The following is a 19,414-nucleotide window of genomic DNA, read 5'->3' on the forward strand; positions in this document are numbered from 1 at the left end:
AGCCGCTCCGACAAGCTGCGCGGCATCGGCGTCGCCCCGCAGCGTCTGGAAGTAGACGCTCAGCCGGTCTGCGAGCCCGTCTGCCGGCGCGGCCTCCACGAGGTGATCCCACAGCGTATCCGCGTTGTCCATCCCGAACGCGACGCACAGGCGCTCCGTCGCCTCGTGGTAGCGCTCTTCGGCATCGGCGTACCGGTTTTCCCGTCGTTCGAATGCCGGATGCCACGCGGGCAGGTCGATGAAGCGGACGTCGGCACCGGCCGCCCGGCCCCGCTCCAGCGCGACCCACTCGGGGGAGTACGCGCACAGCGGTCCCCATGAGGCGTGCGTGCGTTCACCGTCGCGGTACGAGGTGAAGATCGCGACCGGCAGGGTGTGCCCGAGCAGCAGCTCGCTCATCCGGTCGTTCATGTCGCACGGCCCTTCGACCAGCACGTAGGCCGGCCGCAGCGCTTCGATGGTGTCGGCGACGAGGCGGGCGCAGGCGGGGCTGTGGTGCCGGACGCCGACGATGGTGATCTGCGCCGAGGTGTCCGCGCTCATCAGCCGGGCAGCAGATGCCGCGAGGCGTGCAGCGCCTGCCACTGCGCGCCGGACCGTGCGAGAGCCTGCTGCTCCAGGTAGCGGCGCAGCCTCGCCAGGTCGTCGGCGTTGTCCTTCGCCGCGGTGCCGGCCAGGCACGCGACGATGTCGCCGGCGTCTCCCGCCTCACCGCGCAGGAACCAGCCCCGTAGACCGACCGCGTGCGCGACGGACACCGCCTCGGCGGTGCTCATCACCGCGCTGAGCCGCTCCATGCCGTCGCCGCGTTCGGTGATGCCGCTGCGCAGCTCCCGGAACGTGGTGACCAGCACCTCGAGGACATCCTGGCGCGGCGGAACGCGTACGCCCGAGCGCTGCAGCAGTTCGGTCGCCTGCGACTGGACCAGCTCCAGCTCGGTGGCCAGGTCCGGAATGGGGAAGACGGTCTCGAAGTTGAACCGGCGCTTGAGCGCGGCGCTCATCTCGTTGACGCCCCGGTCACGGGTGTTCGCGGTGGCGATGACCGTGAAACCCTCCTGGGCGAAGACGAGCCCGTCGTCGCCGGTCAGCTCCGGGATGGCCAGCATCCGGTCCGACAGTGGCGACAGCAGACAGTCCTGCACCTCCAGCGGACAGCGAGTGATCTCTTCGAACCGCACCACCCGGCCTTCGGCCATGCCCCTCAGCAGCGGCGCGGCGACCAGGGACCGGGGCGACGGACCCTCGGCGACCAGCAGCGCGTAGTTCCACGAATACTTGATCTGGTCCTCGGTGGTGGCCGCGCCACCCTGGATGACCAATGTGGAGTCTCCACTGACCGCCGCGGCCAGCAGCTCCGACAGCAGCGACTTGGCCGTGCCGGGCTCGCCGACCAGCATCAGCCCCCTGCTGGTGGCGAGGGTGACCAGCGCCCGGTCGATCAGAGACGGATCGCCGACGAACTTGCGGCTGATCCCGGCCGCCGGGTCGCCCACGATGAAGGTACGCGCCGCCTGCAGGCTCAACGCCCAACCCGGCGGCCGCTCACCCTTGTCGGCGTCCCGGAGCCGGGCGAGTTCGTCCGCGTGGCGAGTCTCGGCCGACGGGCGCTGCGCCATCGGGCCGGCCGCCCTGCCTGTCGTGCGGGTCATCGCGCCAGTACCTCCGTCAGGTCACGCAGCATCTCCGAAGCCGTCACCGCATCCAGGTCGCCGAAAACACGGTGCGGCTGGTGCGGACGCCATCCTCCCGACGGACCATCGTTGATCCAGATGGAGGTGATCTGTTGCTCGGGAAAGATGTCCAGCGCACCGACCGGGATGCCGGGATCGAGATCGGCGACGATGGCCCGGCCGTCGGGGGTGGCCCGCCAGATCCAGCCTTGAATGCCGGCATCCTGCGGCTCGCCGCGCCGCCAGCCGCGCCGCTCGAGGCCGAGGACGGTGGTCGTGGGTACGGTCAGACCGGCGAACCGGGTCAGCTCGGCCGCCTGCCGTTCGGTGGCCGTCAGCTCATACACCACCCGACCCAACTGAGCGAACGGCTGCAGGATCTCGTAGTCGGCGAACACCTCCGACCAGGCCGCGACCTGCCCACCCAGGTGCAGCGGGTGAGCCAGGCCGATGGTGGCCTCGGCCGGCAGGTCGTAGCCGTCGTCGGCCACATCGGCACAGGTGCGGTCCTCCGCGACCCGGAACGCGGTCGGCTCCCCGCCGTCGACGGTGGCGGTCCAGACCAGCCGCCGGATGATGTGCCACAGCAGCGGGTGCCGCACGAAGTAGTCCCGGAACTCATCCGCCGGCCACCGTCGTTGGGCGACCATCGCCGCCTCCAACCGGCGGATCTGATCGGTCGCGATGGTCCGCACGTCCTTCTTCAACCCGCTGAACCGCTGGTAGGCCGCCGGTGCGAGCTGCTGGTCGTCGCGCGCTCCGGGCTTGGGCAGGTCCTTGCGGCGCGCGCCGGCCTCGTCGGTCACGTAGGGCTTGAGCTGCTCGTCGAACCCGACGACGAACCGGCGGGGACCGTAGTCCAGGGTCAGCGACCCGTTCGCGTCCAGGCCGAGGTCGGGCACGAGCCGATCGGTCAACTGGTCGGCGGTCAAGCCGAGGCTGGCGGCGACCTCGGCGACCTTCTCCGTCGCCCTGTCCTTCAAGCCCTTGAACTTGGCCTTCTGCGCGATGCCGTGCAGGTGCATCAGCGCCAGGTCCGATCCGATCTCGGCCAGCACGTCGAGGCCGATCAGAGCCTTGGCGTGCCCGCCCTCGCCGGGCCAGGCCCGGATCACCGGCGACAGCCGCCGCACCGTCTCATCATCGCCGAGCCACCGCAGCGCGTGCAGCGGCCACGCTTCCTTCGGGGGCGTGCCGACCGACTGCCACTGGGTGAACAGCGACCAGGCGAACTCGGCCAGCGATCCCCGGTCGCACAGGTCACGGACCAGGGGTACGCCGGCGTAGACGTCGCCGGGCTTGGAGATGGCCAGCATGGTGCACAGGTGCCGGACCGACTCGTCGCCCAGTGCCGAGGACCGGTCGGCCAGCAGAACCCGGGGGAGCAGGCTCGGCTCCGCCCACGTCGGCAGGGCCGGAATGCGCGTGGGCAGCATGTGCAGCGGATCGGCGCCGAGCAGAGCCTCCAGCCCCGCGCGGGCCCGCGGGCCGAACGTGTCGGCGGCGGCCATGACATCGTCGCGGTGCCGGACCGCGATCGTCCGGAGCGATTCCTCGGCCGCTCGCCTGGTCGGGCCGGGCTTGCCCAGTGCCTGCGGCGTCAACGCCCGCGCGGCGTACGCCGCGTGCCGGTCGAACCAGGTCATGGCCAGCGAGCGCAGCGACTTGAGCCGGGCGAACGCGTCGGCCATGAGCCCGGCGACGTCGGCGCTGGCGTACGGCAACAGCAGCGTGGTGCAGCTGGCCGGCAGTGTGCGCGCCAGATGCAGGGTGGCCGGCAACGCGGCCAGCCCGTATCGCGCGATGATCGGTGGCATCCACTGGTCGCCGTCCCACACGCGGTCGGGTCGCCAGCCGGGCAGCAGCGGCGCGATCTGATCGCGCGGTCCGGTCAGCATGAGGGTCACCTCGTGGTGCCCCTTCAAGCTCCCGGCCTTGAACCGCTCGACGGCGTCATCGATCGACGTGTCGAGCTTCCACCACTCGGCGTGCGGTGGCTGCCTGGCTGCCCACGCCTCCTGTTCGCCCGCCGCCCACGCCATGACCGGTCCATCCGCGAAGTCGAGCCCGGTCACCACCGTCGGCTTCGCCGCCGGCCGCTCGACGGTCCACGGCGGCGTCACCAGAACCGGCGGCAGCACCTCGGGCGGAGCCACGGGAACCGAGGACGACTCCGCGAGGATCGCCTCCACCCGCGCCCGTGCGGCCGGCGTCAACCGCTCGAGTTCGTCGGCGACGAGGCCCCGATTGGCCAGAACGTGGCTGCGGAGCATAACCGCGGCGGCCCGCCCGTTGTCGGCGGCGAGCAGCCCCAGCGCACGCCGGGGAAACCGCCGGGCCGCTTCCATGGCGGCGAGAGGCACATACTTGCGGTCGAGCCGGGCGATCAGGCCCGCGAACGCCTCATCGGTCGGGAAATTGGCCAGCGTGCCGAGGATGCGCTGCTGCGCGTCGGCGTCCAGGTATCCGTCGTCGAACCAGGCCAGCAGGTGCGGCGTGATCGTCGGGCCGGCCCCGTCCGCCGCGGTCGCCAGCACCGCGGAGTCCCGCGCTCCCCACCACCCGTCGACGTAGGGCGCGACCAGGTCGAACTGTTCGGCCGTGGTCGCCGAGCACCACAGCAGCTTCCCGACGTAATGGTCGCCGCCACTGGCCAACGCGGCGCAGTCGGCATCCACCCATGACCGCTGGGTGGGCAGCAGGAACGAGGTGGCCACCCGTGACTGCGACGACTGCGGGCGCAGGACCTCCACGGCGGCGATGGCCGCCGCGTAGTCTTCGGGCGGGGCGACGGCCAGGTGGGCCCGCACCCGGCCGGCGAGCGCGACCCAGTGCGGGAAGTAGCCCCACCCACCGCCGGTGCCGCGCGTCAGATGGGGCTCGACCTGCTGGCCGTTGTGCAGGTAGCCGCCGAATTCCAGCCCCGTCGCATGCACGGCGGCCTCGGCGGCGAAGACGACGCCGCGGGTGGCCACGAAGGCGTCCGCGACCTTCGACAGTTGCTCCGTATGCGACCACCCGAGATCGCACCCGACCAGTCCGGCCACCACACCCGCGCCCGTCGCTGGACCCGTCTCCGGGTCGGCCAGGTATGCCTCGGTGGCCGCGACGAGCGCCGGATCGCTGGCCGGATGGGTGAGCCGCCGCTGGATGGTGGATTTCGCGGCCCGCACGAGTTCCGCTCCGGACTCGGCGTCGGAGGACAGACTCGGCCCGGGCACCCCACCCCGGCGCGGAAAGACGAGCCTGCGCCACCCGGCGGGGAAGACGAAGGTGTGCTCGTCGACTGCCCCAACTGTCTTGCCGTCCTGTGCGCCCGCCACCGCTGCCTCCTCGACCCTCACGACGGGCGACACTCTAACCGCGGGTACCGACAGAAAGCCGTCCCCGTGTCAGCCGTCCAGCTCCCGCAGGTCCCGCAGCAGCTCCGAGGCGGTCACCGCGTCCAGCTCGCCGAACCGGAGATCGCCCGTGCGCCGCCAGGCACCGGACGGGCGGCCGTTGAGCCAGATCTCCCCGACCGTCTGGTCCGGCGAGTTGGCCGCCGACCCCACGTAGAGCCCGGGATCGAGAGCGGCCACGACCGCCCGTCCGCCCGGAACGATCCGGTAAACCCAGCCCTGCACTCCGCCGTCCTGGGTCTCACCCCGTACCCAGCCTCGCCGTTCCAGGCCGAGCACCTTGACCGCGGGTACGGTGATTCCCCGGTACCGGGCGAGAGCCGGCGAGTCGCGCTCCTCGGCGGTCAGCGCGTGGACCTCGCGGGCCAGTTGCGGGAACGGCTGCAGAATCTCGTAGTCGTCGAACACCTCGGCCCAGCGGGGCAGCGCGTCCGCGAGGTGCAGCGGGTGGGCGATGCCCACACTCAGGTCGTCGCCCAGAGCGACGGTCTCGTCGTCGACGTCGGCGAACGTCCGGTCCTCGGCGACCCGCAGCGCGCCGACCTCCCTGTCACCATCGCGGATCAGCCACACCAGCCGGCGCGCGATGTGCCACAGCAGCGGATGAGCGACGAACAACTCGCGGAACTCGCTCGCGGTCCACCGGCGCTGCGTGACCATCGCCTGCTCCAGGCGGCGGATCTGATCCGCCGCGACGGTCCGGCTGTCCTTCTTCAACGCGGCGAAACGCTGGTACGCCACGGTGGCCAGTGCCTCGTCGTCGCGGGCTCCGGGCTTGGGCAGATCCTTGCGGCGCCGCCCGTCCGGGTCGATGACGTATGGCTTGAGCTGTTCGTCGATGCCGACGACAAAGCGGCGCGACCCGTAGTCGAGGCTGAGGCTGCCGTCGGGTCGCAGGCCCAGATCGGGTACCAGCCGGTCTGCCAGCTGTTCCCCGGTGAGCCCGAGGCCCGCCGCGACATCGGCGATCCTGCTGTTCGCCCGGTCCCGCAGGCGGCGGGACTTCGCCTTCTGCCCGATGCTGTGCAGCTGCGAAAGCGCCAGATCGGTACCCAGGTTGGCCAGCACCTCGAGGCCGGTCACCGCGCGGGCGTGCAGGCCCTCGGCGGGCCAGCTCCGGATCAGCGGGCCGAGCCGGCGAACGGTCTCGTCGTCACCGACACAGCCGAGCCCATCCAGTGCCCAGTTGTCCTTGGCCGGCGCGCCGACCGCCTGCCACAGCTGGAACAGCTGCCAGCCGAACTCGGCGAGGCTGGCCGGATCGCAGTGCTCCCGCACCACGTCGAGGCCGGCGTATACGTTGCCCGGCTTGGAGATGGCCAGCATCGTGCACAGGTGCCGCGTCGACTCCTCGGGTAGCGCGTGGCGACGGTCGCGCAGCAGTACCTGCGGCAGCTGGCGTAGCTCCAGCCATGCCGGCAGGTCCGGTACGCGGGCCGGTACCACCTCCACCGGATCGGTCGTCAGCAGTTGTTGGATCCCGGCTGCGGCCTCCGGCCCGTACGTCTGCGCCGCGGCAAGTACGGTCCCCTGCAGACCACCGGCCGTCACCGCCCGCAGCGCGGTCTCGGCGGTGGTCCGTTCCCGGCCCGGCTTGCCCAACGCGACCGGGATCAGGGCGAGCGCGGCGGTCTCGGCGTGCCGTCGCAGCCACGACAGCGCCAAGGCCCGGACCGTCCTCAGGCGGACGAACCAGTCAGCCATCTGCACCGCCACCCCGGCATCGCGCACCGGCAACAGCACTTCGGCCAGCACCGCCGGGCTGGCCGCTGCCGCGCGGATCGCCGCGGGTACGGCGGCGAGCCCGAAGCGGGCCACAGCGAAGCGGACCCACGGCTCCACCCACGAACGTTGGTACGGCTGCCACACGTCCAGCAGCGGCGCCGCGACCTCGACCGGCGCCTCGGCAAGGAAGCGCACCTCGAGGTAGGCGGGCAGCTCACCGGCGGCGAATACCGCCACCATCGACTGCCACTGGATCGCGCCCTCATGCCGGAAGCGTGCGTAGGCATCCCAGCCGAGTGGAGCGATGTCCTCGCTGGCCAACCACTCCTCCCGTTCGCCGGGCAGCCAAGCCAACGCGGTGGGTACCGACGGGCGCAGGCCCGCGACGACGGCGGCCTTGGTACGGGTGCGCTTACCGGTCCACGGCGGATCGACCAGCACCGGCGGCAGCGCCTCCGGCGGCGCCGGCAGGTAGGCGGCCGGGGCCTTGCGCATCGACGACTCGACGAGCTCTCGCGCCGCGCCGCCCAGTGAGGGCAGTTCGTCCACGGCCAGCTCGGGGTGGGCTGCCACAAGCCGTCGCAGCAGCTCACCGGCCGGCCCGGCGACGTGTGACTCGCCGCTTGCCGCAGCGGCCAGCAACCGAAGCGCCCGCCTCGGGTACCGGTCTGTCGCCTCGATGAGCGCGGGCCCCACGTACGGACGGTTCACGCGCTTCACCAGTGCCGCGAATGCCTCGTCCGTGGGCATCGCGGCCAGCACGCCGAGCAGCCGCCGGGTCGGATCCGCCGTGTCCACCTCGTCCAGCCAACCGGCGACCGCGGGGACTACCGCCGGGCCGACGGCGTCGACCAGCGTGGCGAGGGTCTCCAGGTCGTCGGCGACCGAGAAGCCATAGACGCGATCGGCGACCGCGTCGAGTTGTTCCCGGGTGCCCAGCGACAACAGGGCGAGGTTGTCGTCGGCGAGCTTGCCGGCGCACATCTCGGCGACCCACGCGTGCTCGGTCGGCACCAGGTACGCGGCCACGATGCGCTGCCGCAGCGACTGTTCGCGGTACCCCGCCAGGGTCTGGACCGCCTGGCGGTACTCGTGCTCGGGCGCGACGGCCAGGTGCGCCCGTACCCGGCGGAGCGTGCCGTGCCACGGCAGGTGCCACCCCTCGCGCTCATCCGGGCGGACCCGCCGCACGAAGTCTCCCTGCCGGTCACGTGGTCCGAAATATTCGCTGACGACAGTGACCCCGGCCAGCTCCGCGGCGGCCCGTGCCGCCCCGACGACACCGTGCGTCGCCACCCAGTCGTCCGCGAACACCGCGAGCTTGGTCCGCCCGGACCTGCGCAGGAACTCTGCCGCGATGCCCGCGACAGCCGCCGCGCCCGCGAGGCTCCCGTCACCCGCGAGGTAGCCCCGCGCATCCGAGACGAGCCGGGCATCGCTGCGGTCGTCCGCGATGACCTGATCGATCTGGGTACGGATCGACTCCACGAGCGCGCGAATTCCGCTTCCGGGATCGCCCTTGATCTGCGGCGGGCACGCCACTCCACCGCGACGGGGATGGACGCTGCCCAGCCACGCCGCCGGAAACTGGAAGGTGTCCTCGTCCCGCCTACCCACAGCCACTCCCGTAGAGCATCCGGATGCCAGCCGCTCACTGTAGCGGCTGGCCGTGCCCCTCGAAGCCCTCACCCAACTCCACAATGGACAGACCTGTCTCCCCGAAACCCAGCCGAACAGTTACGGTGAGCCGGCGACGGCGGACAAGCCGTGGCGCGTGAGCGGTGCGTGAGCGTTGCGTGATTCGACCGATCGACGATAGGCCCATGGTGATCAGATTCCGGGAATAGACAAGGAGAATTGAGTAATGACAATGCTCAGACGGATCGTCACCGCTGTTGCCGTGACCCTGGCGTTTGCCGCGCCGGTCTTTGTCATCGCGTCGCCGGCGAATGCGGCCGGCCGTGACGGGGTCTGCGACAGCGGCGAGTTCTGCTACTACTACAACAGCGACGAAGCCGGCGCCGTCTCCGACTTCACCACCTCGGTCAGCGACTACGGCACCACGGAACCGTCCTGCTACGACTTCAGGGGCTCCGGCAACGGTGCGGGCACCTGCATCAAGAACAACGCCGCGTCGGTGTGGAACCGATCCAGCCAGACCGTCCGGGTCTACTACAACACCGGCTACGCCGGCTCTTACCAGGACTTCGCCGCGGGCGCCAAGGGCAACCTCAACTCGACACTGAAGAACAACAACGCCTCGCACGAGCTGATCGCGGCCGGTGCGGAGTATTACAACACGTACAGCGATGTCGCGACGCTCGGTAACGCGAACAGTTGTTACGCCGCGGAGGGGTTCGCCGTAGGGTCCAGCTACACCTACACCGTGAAGATCAACGATGCCGATACTGCGGCGGTCATCTACCGCACCGCGATGAGCGACGGGACCACCACGCTCATGACAAACGGCGACAGCGGGGGGACGACCGCGAGTTATCTCGGTCATGCCAATGACCTCGTGCTGAGTTCGGATGGCGGGAACTACTACATGTTCGCCGTCACCATGGCGGCCGGCAGCACAAGTCTCGTGAAGCTCAAGTACGTGGGAACCACCTATTACAAGGTGGGCAGCTACACGATCAAATACAACGGCGCGAACAAGGCCATGTCCGGCGTGAAAATCACCGGCAAGGATGCCAGCAACATCTACTTCCTCTTGAAGAGCGGCCGAAACTTCTACCGCGGCTCACTTCCACTGAACGCGACCAGCGGCACCATCAATGTGACCGACGCATTCTACGTGAACATCGAGAACGCGCTGGTCAACGGCAGCACCGTCGCCAACATCACCTCGTATGCGACCCAGGGGATCGGCTACTACAACAACACCCTGTACTTCCCGCTGACCTACGAGAACGTCAGCATCGTTCTTGTCTACCGGAATGTGTCCACTGCCTCGGGCACGATCTACGCGGACAACAACCTGTCCTTCCGGATCACCTCCAGCGCGTACCCTAACCTTTTCGAGATAGAGGGCGTCGGAGTCGGTACCGGGAACAGGCTCTGGTTCAACACCAACCGGAGAACGGCATCGGGCGACACCGCCCACGACGGAGTGCACTACTTCGACGGTTACACCGCCTCCTGAGTCCTGAGCGAGCGAGTCCGCCTCGGTTGAGCGGGGGCGGGTCGCGGCGGTGGTGGCAGCGCGGCAATACGGGGGCGTCTGCCGCCACCGCCACGCTGCCCCGCACCCGCGATTCGATCGCCGACCGCCGGTGACACGTCGTTGACGACGCACAGCCTCCAGTACCGGCCGGCGTCGAAGCCGTCCGCTGTCAGCGCTGGTCGCCGTCGGGCCTGTCGAGCCCGCAGTCGATCGCGTCGGCCTTGCCCAGGTGCTCGCTACCGCGCATCGGATCGTCCAGGGCACGGTGCGCCGCACTCAGGCCGGCCTGGGCGCGGGCCTTCTGGTCGCACGCGCCGATCCGGTTGGCGATGTCGAGCGCGGCGGTGTGCTGGGCGACGGCCTCGTCCGGGTCTCCGGCGGCGAGGGCGCACTCGCCGAGGCCGTTACGGGCCCACGTCTCCCCGTGGCGGTCACCGGCCTCCAGGAAGAGGGTCAGGGCCCGCCGGTGGTCCGCGGCGGCCTGCTCGTGCTCGCCCAGTTGCTGCTCGACGATGCCCAGGTCGGTCAGGGCGCGGGCCTCGCCGGTCGGGTTGCCGGTCCGCCGGTGCAGGGCGAGGGCCTCCCGGTGGTACTCGGCTCCCCGCTCCGACCGGCCGAGCGCGGCCTCGATGACGCCGAGATTGGTCAGGGCCGTGCCCTGGCGGGCGACGTGGCCGAGCCGCCGGAACAATTCCAGGCTGTCGCGCAGGCGCAGGGCCGCCGGTTCGTACTCACCCAACTGGAGAAGAACGGCGCCGAGGTTGTTGAGCGCGCGGGCCTCGCCGGCTTGGTCACCGAGCTCGCGGAACAGTGCCAGAGCCCGCTCGTAATGCTCGATGGCCGATCCGTACCTGCCCAGGTACAGGCAGGCGGCGCCGAGACCGTTGAGCGCGAGAGCCTCGCCGTTGCGGTCGTTGACCTGCCTGGCTGCCGTCCGGGCGTGGCCGTGCATGGCGAGCGCGTCGGCGGGGTGGCCGCCGCCGAGGTGGCGGAACAGCACGGCCGGTAGGTGGATGGCGTGGTTCGGCCAGCCGTGGGCCGCCGTGTAGGCGACGATCGCGGCCAGGCAGGCCCGCTCCGCGTCCAGCCAGTCCCGCGCCGTGCCCGGTTCGTCGAAGACCGGGGCGGGGGTAGCGGCCGGAGGGAAGGGGGACTCGTCCGGGGTTTCGAACGGGTACAGGACGCCGATCGCGGACGCGGCCGTCGTCAGGTAGTAGTCGAACAAGCGACCCTGCACGGCACGCGGGTCATCGCGCGGACTCTCGGCGGCATCGTCCGCGGTGCCGTTGGCTGGCTCGTGGGCTGGCTCGTGGACGGCGAGGCTGCGGGCATAGGCGCGCAACAGGTCGTGCATGCCGGCCCGGCCGGGGCCGGTCGGGAAGATGAGGTTGGCCCTGGTGAGCAACCGCAGTGTGCGGCGGGCGTCCTCGACACCGGTGCCGGCCAGACACGCGGTCGCGTAGCTGTCGAAGTCGGGGCCGGGATGCAGTCCGAGGAGCCCGAACGTGCGCGCGGCCGGTGGCGGCAGATGCCGTACCGACCAGGAGAAGACGGCCGCCACGTTGGCACGTGGGTCGTCGCCGGCGTCGAGCAGCTCCAGCCGTCGCTGGTGATCGGCCAGTTCGGCGATGAGTTGGGCGAGCGCTACGACCGGAAGGGAGGCGGCCAACTGCGCGGCGACCCGCAGCGCCAGCGGGAGGCGGGCGCACAGTTCGGCGAGGGCGGCAACCGAGGTGGGGTCCGCGTCCGCGCGGGGGCCGATCAGCCGGCGCAGCAGGGTATGCGCGTCGGCCACGGACAGGACGTCAAGGTCGACGCGGTGGGCGCCGTTGACGGCGACCAGACCACCCAGCCGATCGCGGCTGGTCACCAGGACCATGCAGGCGTTGCCGCCGGGCAGCAGCGGGCGGACCTGCTCGACCGATGCCGCGTTGTCCAGGAGGATCAGGATGCGCCGGTCGGCAGTCTGGGTGCGGTAGCGGGCCGCCTGATCCTCCACCTCGGCGGGAATGTCCCTGGCGGACACGTCGAGCGCGGTCAGCAGCCGGGTCAGCGCGTCGGCGGGGCTCGTCGGCCTGTCGGGATCGTAGCCGCGCAGGTTGAGGTACAGCTGCCCGTCGGGAAACCGGTTCTTCACGCCGTGCGCCCACCGCACGGCCAGCGCCGTCTTGCCCACACCGGCGGTACCGGACACGGCAGCGATGACCACCGCGGTGGGCTGATCGGTCGAGCCGGCCAGTATCGCGTCGAGCGCCGCCAACTGCTCGTCGCGCCCGGTGAAGGCGGACACATCCGGTGGCAGCTGTGCCGGTACGACTCTGGCCGGCCCGTGGTTTGACGCGCCGGCCGGCTCTCCCGTCGCAGGCCGCGGCGGGGTGGCTGCGTTGCCGTTTCCCGAAGCCCCGCTGCCCGGAGCGCCGTTGCCTGGAGCGCCGTTGCCTGGAGCGCCGTTGCCTGGAGCGCCGTTGCCTGGAGCGCCGTTGCCCGGAGCCCCGTTGCGCGAGACGCCCGAGGCGGAGATGACCGCAACCGCACCGTGCTCCCCGCGCTCGTCGGCAGCCAATGCCTCAAGCTGGGACAGGGCGCGCTCCCCGTTGACGAAGCGGGACACTCCATTGAGGCGCGATGCCGGCGCTTCGCCGACCGCCGGCCCCACCGTCGCGTCCGCGCGGAGGATCCGCCGCTCCAGGTCGACGATCGCCGGACCGGGGTCGAGGCCCTGCTGCTCGGTCAGCAGGGCACGCAGTTCGCGGGCGACGGCGAGCGCGTCGGCGGTCCGGCCGCTGCGATGGAGAGCGAGCATGAGCTGACCGCGCAGGCGTTCCCGGATCGGGTTGGCGGCCACGACAGCGGCCAGCTCCGTGGCCAGTTCGAAATGCCGGCCGAGCGTCAGCTCCAGCTCGGCGAACTGCTCGTAGGCAGCGATCCGCTGCTCGTCCAGATGCACCCGGGCGGCCGGCACGTACGCGGCGTCCACGTCGGCCAGCGCCGGACCCTGCCAGAGGTCGAGCGCGCGGCGCAGGGCGGCGGCGCCGCCGTCCGGGTCGGGGCTCTCGCGCGCCTCGGCGACCCGGCCGGTGAAGTCGAGGTAGTCGAGGTGGGCGGGGTCGACCACGGCCCGGTAGCCGGCCGGCCGGGACTCGATCGTCCGGTCGGCGCCGGCGTCGGCCAGGGTCCGGCGCAACGCGGAGATGTCCGCCTGGACCTGGGCTCGCGCGGTGGCCGGTGCGGCGTCGCCCCACAGCGCGTCGATCAGCATCGCGGTGGACACCGTACGGTTGGCGTGCAGGAGTAGGTAGGCGAGGGTGGCGCGCTGCCGGGGGCGACGCACCGGTACGAGCGAGTCGTTGACCCACACCTCGACCGGGCCGAGAATCCGCAGTCGCATGGCTTCGTCCCCCCGATCACCGAGCGCGCGGCAAGGTGCAAGCATAGACCGGCGACGCTGGATGGGGACAGGCGGCGACGCGTTCAGAGACCCCAGAAGGATCCCGAGAGTCCGACGCCCCGCAGGTATTCCCGCGCCGCGGCCGGCTCCCGCCTGGTGTAGCCGCGTTCCAGGCGCCCTTCGTACCACCGCGAAGCGAAACGCCACAGGGTGTCGAGGTCCATGACGTAGCCGCGCGCGGACCCGGTTGTCCGGCACCAGTCGTCGACGCAGTCTTCGGAGCAGAACAGGCTCTGGTGCGCGCAGGTATGGACGACGTCGTCCCACATGTGCGCGGCGGGCACCAGGAAGTGGGCGATCTGGTCACCGGCCGGTGGTCGCTGCGTGCCGACGTTCCAGGCGTGTGGCCGGGAGCAGGCGGGGCAGCGGGTGGAGATGAGAACCTCGCCCTCGTCGGGAAGCAAGTGCGGCAGCGCGAAGGAGTCCCAGGCGCAGCCTCCCCACCACAGCGTCCGCTTGCCCATGACCGCGAAACCGAGTGGGACGGCGGAGAACGGATGGGCCATGACGATCTGGCCGGATCCGTCGAGGGCGAGGTGGCGGGCGCGGGCCAGCTCGTCCATTCCCGCGCGCACCGCCGCCACGTCTACGGCCAGTTCGTCGGCCAGGTCTTCGGGGCTTGGCGCGCGCCCGGTGCCGGCGAATGAGTGGTAGACCGCAAGCCGCAGCGTTTCAAGATCCATGATCGCATCGTAGGTCCGCCACGAACTCCCGCGCCGCCCTCCTTTGTTGTTTGCTCGTCCAGGCTGGTGTCGTCGTGCGTTCACCGCCCGCCGCGAGCATCGGTCAGCGCGCCACAATGATCAAGGTCGGTGCCGAGGTGGATGGTGACACATGGGTAGTTGGAACGGACTCAGCCGACGCGGATTCATCGGTGGCGTCGCGGCCGGGTTGGTGGTCGCGGGAGTAGGCGAGTCGGCGATTCCCGGCAGCACCGCATACGCCTCGGAGAACGCCGTCGAGGTGGACCCGAAGGCGTATGTGGACGTGCAGCTGTTGAGCATCACCGACCTGCACGGGTACTTGCAGCCCACCGAAGTCGGCGGCTACAACCTGGTCCAGAACGCGGCCGGCGTCCAGACGCTTGTCGGTGGGGCCGGGTATCTGGCGGCGCACCTGAAGAGACTGCGAGCGGGCAAGGCCAACTCGCTCTTCTTCTCGGCGGGCGACAACTTCTCGGGCTGGGCGTTCGAGGCCGACGCGCTGGCGAACGAGCCCACCATCGAGGTGCTCAACGCGATGGGGCTGAACTTCAGCACCGTCGGCAACCACGAACTCGATCAGCAGTTCCCGGAGTTCCTGATCGATCACATGCTGAAGGGCGACCCTCTGCCGGTCGCTGGCCGGGACGACTCCTTCATCGACAGCACCGGACACCGCTTCCGCGGGGCCAACTTCGGGTTCTACACGTCCAACGTCGTCTACACCGACTCCGGCTACACGATCGTGCCGCCCTACAACATCGAGTACGTGAACGCGGGGCGGGGGCGGAAACTGCCGATCGCTTTCATTCACATGACTCTGGCGGGTACGACCGACGGGTCGACCTCCTACCAGCCGGCGCTGAGCCAGCTCGACGACGTCACGGCGATCAACACCTGGGCCGCGAAGCTGAAGGCCAAGGGGGTCAACGCGATTGTCGTCGTCATGCACGAGGGCGGTGTCGCGGGGAAGGCATACGACACCGCGACCAACCCCAGCGGCGTGTGCTTCCAGATCGCGCCGCTGATCTCGGCGGACGTCTCCGCGATCGTGACCGGCCACTGGCACGAGCCGTTCAACGCGATGGTGCCCGACCCCAACGGCGACCTGCGGCCCGTCGTCGAGGCCGGCTGCTACGGCCAGCTCATCAACGAGATCAACCTCAAGCTCGACCCGCGTACCGGCGAGGTCATCCGCTCGCTGACGACCTCGACCAACCACCCGAACAGCCACGACGTACCGCCGGATCCGCAGGTGCAGGCCATCGCCAACTACTGGACCGGCCAGGCCGTCAAGCGGTTCTCCACCCCCGTGTCCCGCCAAACCGGCGACTTCAAGATGATCGGCAACGACTTCGGCGAAAGCACGATGGGCAATCTCATCGCGGACGCCATCTACTGGGATGCCCAGCAGCACGGAGACGTCGACCTTGCGGTCTTCGCGGCGGCGCCTCTCGGCCAGGGCGCGATGAACAATCCACTGCCCTATGCGGCGGGACCCGTTCCCGGTGACGCTGACGGGCGGCTCCTGTTCGGCGAGGCGTGGAACAACTTCGGCTACGGCGATCCGGTGCTCATCGTCGGCATGACCGGGGCGGCCATCCACGCCGGCCTCGAGCAGCAGTGGCACCAGCAGTCAGGTGGCGCGGTCACCCTCACGCCACTGACCGTGTCTCACAACGTCAGCTACACCGTCGACACCAGCGCGCCGGTCGGGCAGCGGATCGACCCGACCAAGCTGCTCATCGACGGCAAACCGATCGACCTGAACGCGACCTACCGGCTGGCGGCACTCACCTACACCCTGCTCGGCGCCGATCAGACGACCGGGTTCACCGTCTACAGCAAGCCGGTGGTCCGAGGCAGCCGCGATCGCGAGGCGTTCATCAGCTACCTGCGCGCACACCCCACCATCAGCCCCGCGCCCCTGAACCGGGTGCGGGCAGCGAACTGAACCGGCATGACCACGAAGATCTGGAGAGCACAATGAGCACGGGACAGCTTTCAGTCATCGCCGGTTGCGGAAGAAACCAGACCAGCTTCACCGGGCCAGCGGCGAACCTGAACCTCAACACCGGGTCGATCGCGGGCGGACGCAACCAGGGCGTCGCCGTCGGTCCGGACGGCGACATCTACGTGGCCGCGACCCATGCGCAAGTCGTCGGGCGCATCGACGCGCCGTCCAAATGGCGGCAGCGCGACCTTCCCTCCGCGCTGACGGCATCCCCGCACGTGCTGTGGTGGAAGGTGATCTCCACCATCAACACGCCGCTGCAGACACTCACCGCGACAACCGTCGACGGCCAGGAGGCCGTGCGCTGGCAGAGCCCGACGGTGCCCGCGAATGCGTGGATCTATACGGTGGCGGCCGCGCTCCCGGGCGCGACCCTTCACGCCACCGCCACGCTCAGGGGGAAGGGCACCGTGTTCCTCAATCAGAACAACGGTGTCAAGGACTTCGACAGCTCGACCGTGACCCTGTCGGACACTCCGCAGACGCTGTCGGTGACCACCACCGCGGCCGTGGCCGGCGGCAACCTGACGGAGTTCCAGGTGCGCACCCCGGTGGCGGAGACCGGCGTCGACGTCACGTTGTGGAACCTCGCGATCGATCAGTCGGCCGTCACGGGACTGTCGTACCCGGTCGCGGGCGCGTTCAACACCCCCGGGTACTCCGGCGACCGCAGCCACGCGAAGGACGCCCAGCTGAACTTCCCGGGTGGGGTCGCCGTCGGGCGAGACGGGTCGGTCTACATCGCCGACACCTACAACAACCGCGTCCGGCGCGTCGACCCTTCGGGCCGCATCGACACCATCGCCGGGACCGGCGCCGCGGGACACGGCAATGACGTCAGCGCGGGCCGCGGCGCGCTGCTCGATCACCCCACCGGCGTCGCCGTCGCCGCCGACGGCACCGTCTACATCGCCGACACCTACAACAACCGGATCTGCCGGGTCAACGCCCGCAATGGGCAGCTGCGCGTCATCGCCGGTACCGGCACGGCCGGGTACTCGGGCGACGGCGGCCCCGCCACCGCGGCGCACCTCGACCACCCCGGCTCGGTCGCGGTGGGCCCCTCCGGTCAGGTCTACATCGCCGACACCTACAACAACCGCGTACGAGTGATCAGCCCCGACGGCACGATCACCACCGTCGCCGGCACCGGTACAGCCGGATACAACGGCGACGGCGGCCCCGCGAACGCGGCCGCACTGCACACCCCGCAAGGGGTCGCCATCGATGGCGCCGGCAACCTCTACATCGCCGACACCCTCAACCACCGCGTACGGGCCGTGACAACCGGCGGCACCATCACCACCGTCGCCGGTACCGGAGTGTTCGGCACCAAGTCACGCCTCGGTCCGGCCACTTCCGCCCAACTGACCGAGCCCCTGGGCGTGGCGGTGACGAGCGGCGGGAGCGACCTGTACATCGTCGGCGGTGACCAGGCGCTCCTCTGGGTGACCGGCCTATCGCTGTAACAGGCACCCGGAAGTCCTCGGCCCGCTGACCGGCAGACGGCGCCCGACGCCGAATCGTAGGCTCGGGGCGTGTCCGGTCCGCGCCGGTGGGCTTCGACGTCTCCGGTGACAGGGCGCTCATCGCGGCGCCCACAGAGCACAGGGAGACCACGATGAAATACATGATCATGGCGTACGCCTCGCAGCAGGACTACGACGGCATGGTGGGCAAGGCCACCGGCAAGCCGGCCTGGACGCCGGAGGACTTCGCCGCGCTGGGCGAGTTCATGACCAAGTTCAACCAGGAACTGGTCGAATCCGGCGAACTGGTGGAAACCAGGGGTCTGGACGCACCGGTGCACACCCGGCGGGTCGGCGGGTCCGCCGCGGACGGCGGGCCCGTGGTCACCGATGGGCCGTACGCCGAGACTCAGGAGGTACTGGCCGGCTACTGGATCGTGGAATGCGACAGCTTCGACCGTGCCACCGAGATCGCCGCGCGGCTGGGCAACGGACCCGCACCGGAGTTCGCCGCCCGCACCGCATACGCGGACGTGCGGCCGATCGTGGAGTCCCGCACCGACCTGGAACCGTGACCGGACCGCAGACCAGAGCCGAGAACCTGCTGCGCGAACTCGCGCCGCAGGTTCTCGGCGCGATCACACGCCGCTACGGCCACTTCGACCTCGCCGAGGACGCCGCCCAGGAGGCGCTGCTCGCGGCGGCCCGTCAGTGGCCGGCCGAGGGCCTGCCGGCCAACCCGCGCGGGTGGCTGATCACGGTCGCGTCCCGACGGCTGACCGACCTGCTGCGCAACGAACAGGCCAGGCAGCGCAGGGAGAACACGGTCACCTCCTGGACCCTGCCCGAGGACCGGCTCGCCCCAGCGGCCGACCGCCCGGAGGCCGGCGACGACACCCTGATCCTGCTGTTCCTGTGCTGTCATCCGGCGCTGTCCGCGGCGTCGCAGATCGCGCTCACCCTGCGCGCGGTCGGCGGTCTCACCACGGCCGAGGTGGCGCGGGCGTTCCTGGTGCCCGAGGCGACCATGACCCGCCGGATCAGCCGCGCCAAGCAACGGATCAAAGCCAGCGGCATCCCGTTCCGCCTACCCGGGGCAGACGAACGCGCCGATCGTCTCAATGCCGTCCTGCACGTGCTGTACCTGATCTTCAACGAAGGCTACGCCAGCACAACCGGAGCGCAGTTGTACCGGGTCGAGCTGTCCACCGAGGCCATCCGCCTGGCCAGGCTGCTGCACGCGCTACTACCCGAGGACAGCGAGGTGACCGGCCTACTGGCGCTGATGCTGCTCACCGATGCCAGGCGCCCGGCCCGAATCGGAACGGACGGTTTGCTGGTCCCGATGGCCGACCAGGACCGAAACCGTTGGCACGCCGCCCACATCGCCGAGGGCATCGCGCTGGTCGAACAGGCGCTGCCCAGGGGTCCGACCGGCCCCTACCAGCTTCAGGCGGCCATCGCGGCGCTGCACGACGAGGCGAAGACCGCGGACCAGACCGACTGGCCGCAGATCACGGCCTTGTACGAACTGCTGCTGCGGATCTCCGACAACCCCATGGTGGCCCTCAACCACGCGGTCGCGGTGGCGATGGCCGACGGCCCCGAAGCGGGGCTGGCGCTGCTGCGCGGGTTGGCCACCGACGACCGTCTCAACACCGACCACCGCCTGTTCGCTGTGCGGGGGCATCTGCTGGAAATGATCGGTGATCGGGTCGCGGCCCGAGAGGCATACGAGGCCGCCGCCGACCGCACGAACAGCATCCCGCAACGGCGCTACCTTCACACCCGCGCCGCCCGCCTCACCGATTGAC

The 19,414-nt window shown here is 70.4% G+C and carries 11 protein-coding genes; 5 read left to right on the plus strand and 6 right to left on the minus strand.

Annotated features, from left to right (window positions below; all coding sequences use genetic code 11):
- The 4 genes from Raf01_RS24725 to Raf01_RS24740 all read right to left on the minus strand — a co-directional run.
- Positions 1-543 (minus strand): DUF5682 family protein (locus Raf01_RS24725; protein WP_239133876.1); only part of this gene is annotated, 543 nt, incomplete at its 3' end.
- On the minus strand, positions 543-1,652 hold the full coding sequence (locus tag Raf01_RS24730) for an ATP-binding protein (protein ID WP_203920388.1): 1,110 nt from the start codon (positions 1,650-1,652) through the stop codon (positions 543-545). The genes Raf01_RS24725 and Raf01_RS24730, both read right to left, overlap by 1 nt.
- A complete protein-coding gene (locus Raf01_RS24735; RefSeq protein ID WP_203920389.1) occupies positions 1,649-4,996 on the minus strand; it encodes a DUF4132 domain-containing protein in 3,348 nt (1,115 codons plus the stop codon). The genes Raf01_RS24730 and Raf01_RS24735 overlap by 4 nt, the downstream gene beginning before the upstream one ends.
- Before the next feature lie 69 nt (positions 4,997-5,065).
- Complete coding sequence (locus Raf01_RS24740; protein WP_203920390.1) at positions 5,066-8,422, minus strand: DUF4132 domain-containing protein; 3,357 nt, start codon at positions 8,420-8,422, stop codon at positions 5,066-5,068.
- Positions 8,423-8,663: 241 nt separating this feature from the next.
- Between Raf01_RS24740 and Raf01_RS24750 the strand changes: the two genes are divergently transcribed.
- The gene (locus Raf01_RS24750; protein WP_239133877.1) at positions 8,664-9,947 is read left to right on the plus strand and encodes a peptidase inhibitor family I36 protein; all 1,284 of its coding nucleotides are present in this window, start codon (positions 8,664-8,666) and stop codon (positions 9,945-9,947) included.
- A gap of 190 nt (positions 9,948-10,137) precedes the next feature.
- On the opposite strand, the gene Raf01_RS24755 is transcribed toward Raf01_RS24750, so the two are convergent.
- Both Raf01_RS24755 and merB read right to left on the minus strand, forming a co-directional pair.
- Positions 10,138-13,356, minus strand: coding sequence for an AfsR/SARP family transcriptional regulator (locus Raf01_RS24755; RefSeq protein WP_203920391.1), 3,219 nt, complete (start codon positions 13,354-13,356; stop codon positions 10,138-10,140).
- 83 nt (positions 13,357-13,439) lie between these two features.
- Complete coding sequence (gene merB, locus Raf01_RS24760) at positions 13,440-14,099, minus strand: organomercurial lyase (RefSeq protein WP_203920392.1); 660 nt, start codon at positions 14,097-14,099, stop codon at positions 13,440-13,442.
- Between the two features lie 151 nt (positions 14,100-14,250).
- On the opposite strand from merB, the gene Raf01_RS24765 reads away from it, so the two are divergent.
- The 4 genes from Raf01_RS24765 to Raf01_RS24780 all read left to right on the plus strand — a co-directional run bounded on the left by Raf01_RS24765 (position 14,251) and on the right by Raf01_RS24780 (position 19,413).
- Entirely contained in the window at positions 14,251-16,071 is a 1,821-nt protein-coding gene (locus Raf01_RS24765; RefSeq protein ID WP_203920393.1) for a bifunctional metallophosphatase/5'-nucleotidase, read from the plus strand.
- Positions 16,072-16,103: 32 nt separating this feature from the next.
- On the plus strand, positions 16,104-17,600 hold the full coding sequence (locus Raf01_RS24770; RefSeq protein WP_203920394.1) for an NHL domain-containing protein: 1,497 nt from the start codon (positions 16,104-16,106) through the stop codon (positions 17,598-17,600).
- Between the two features lie 152 nt (positions 17,601-17,752).
- Positions 17,753-18,175, plus strand: coding sequence for a YciI family protein (locus Raf01_RS24775; RefSeq protein ID WP_203920395.1), 423 nt, complete (start codon positions 17,753-17,755; stop codon positions 18,173-18,175).
- Positions 18,172-19,413 carry an RNA polymerase sigma factor gene (locus Raf01_RS24780; RefSeq protein ID WP_203920404.1) on the plus strand — a complete coding sequence of 414 codons (1,242 nt, stop codon included), beginning with the start codon at positions 18,172-18,174 and terminating at the stop codon, positions 19,411-19,413. Before Raf01_RS24775 ends, Raf01_RS24780 begins: the two co-directional genes overlap by 4 nt.
- Position 19,414: the final 1 nt, after the last annotated feature.

The sequence above is a fragment of the Rugosimonospora africana genome (assembly GCF_016862975.1).
Taxonomy (GTDB): domain Bacteria; phylum Actinomycetota; class Actinomycetes; order Mycobacteriales; family Micromonosporaceae; genus Rugosimonospora; species Rugosimonospora africana.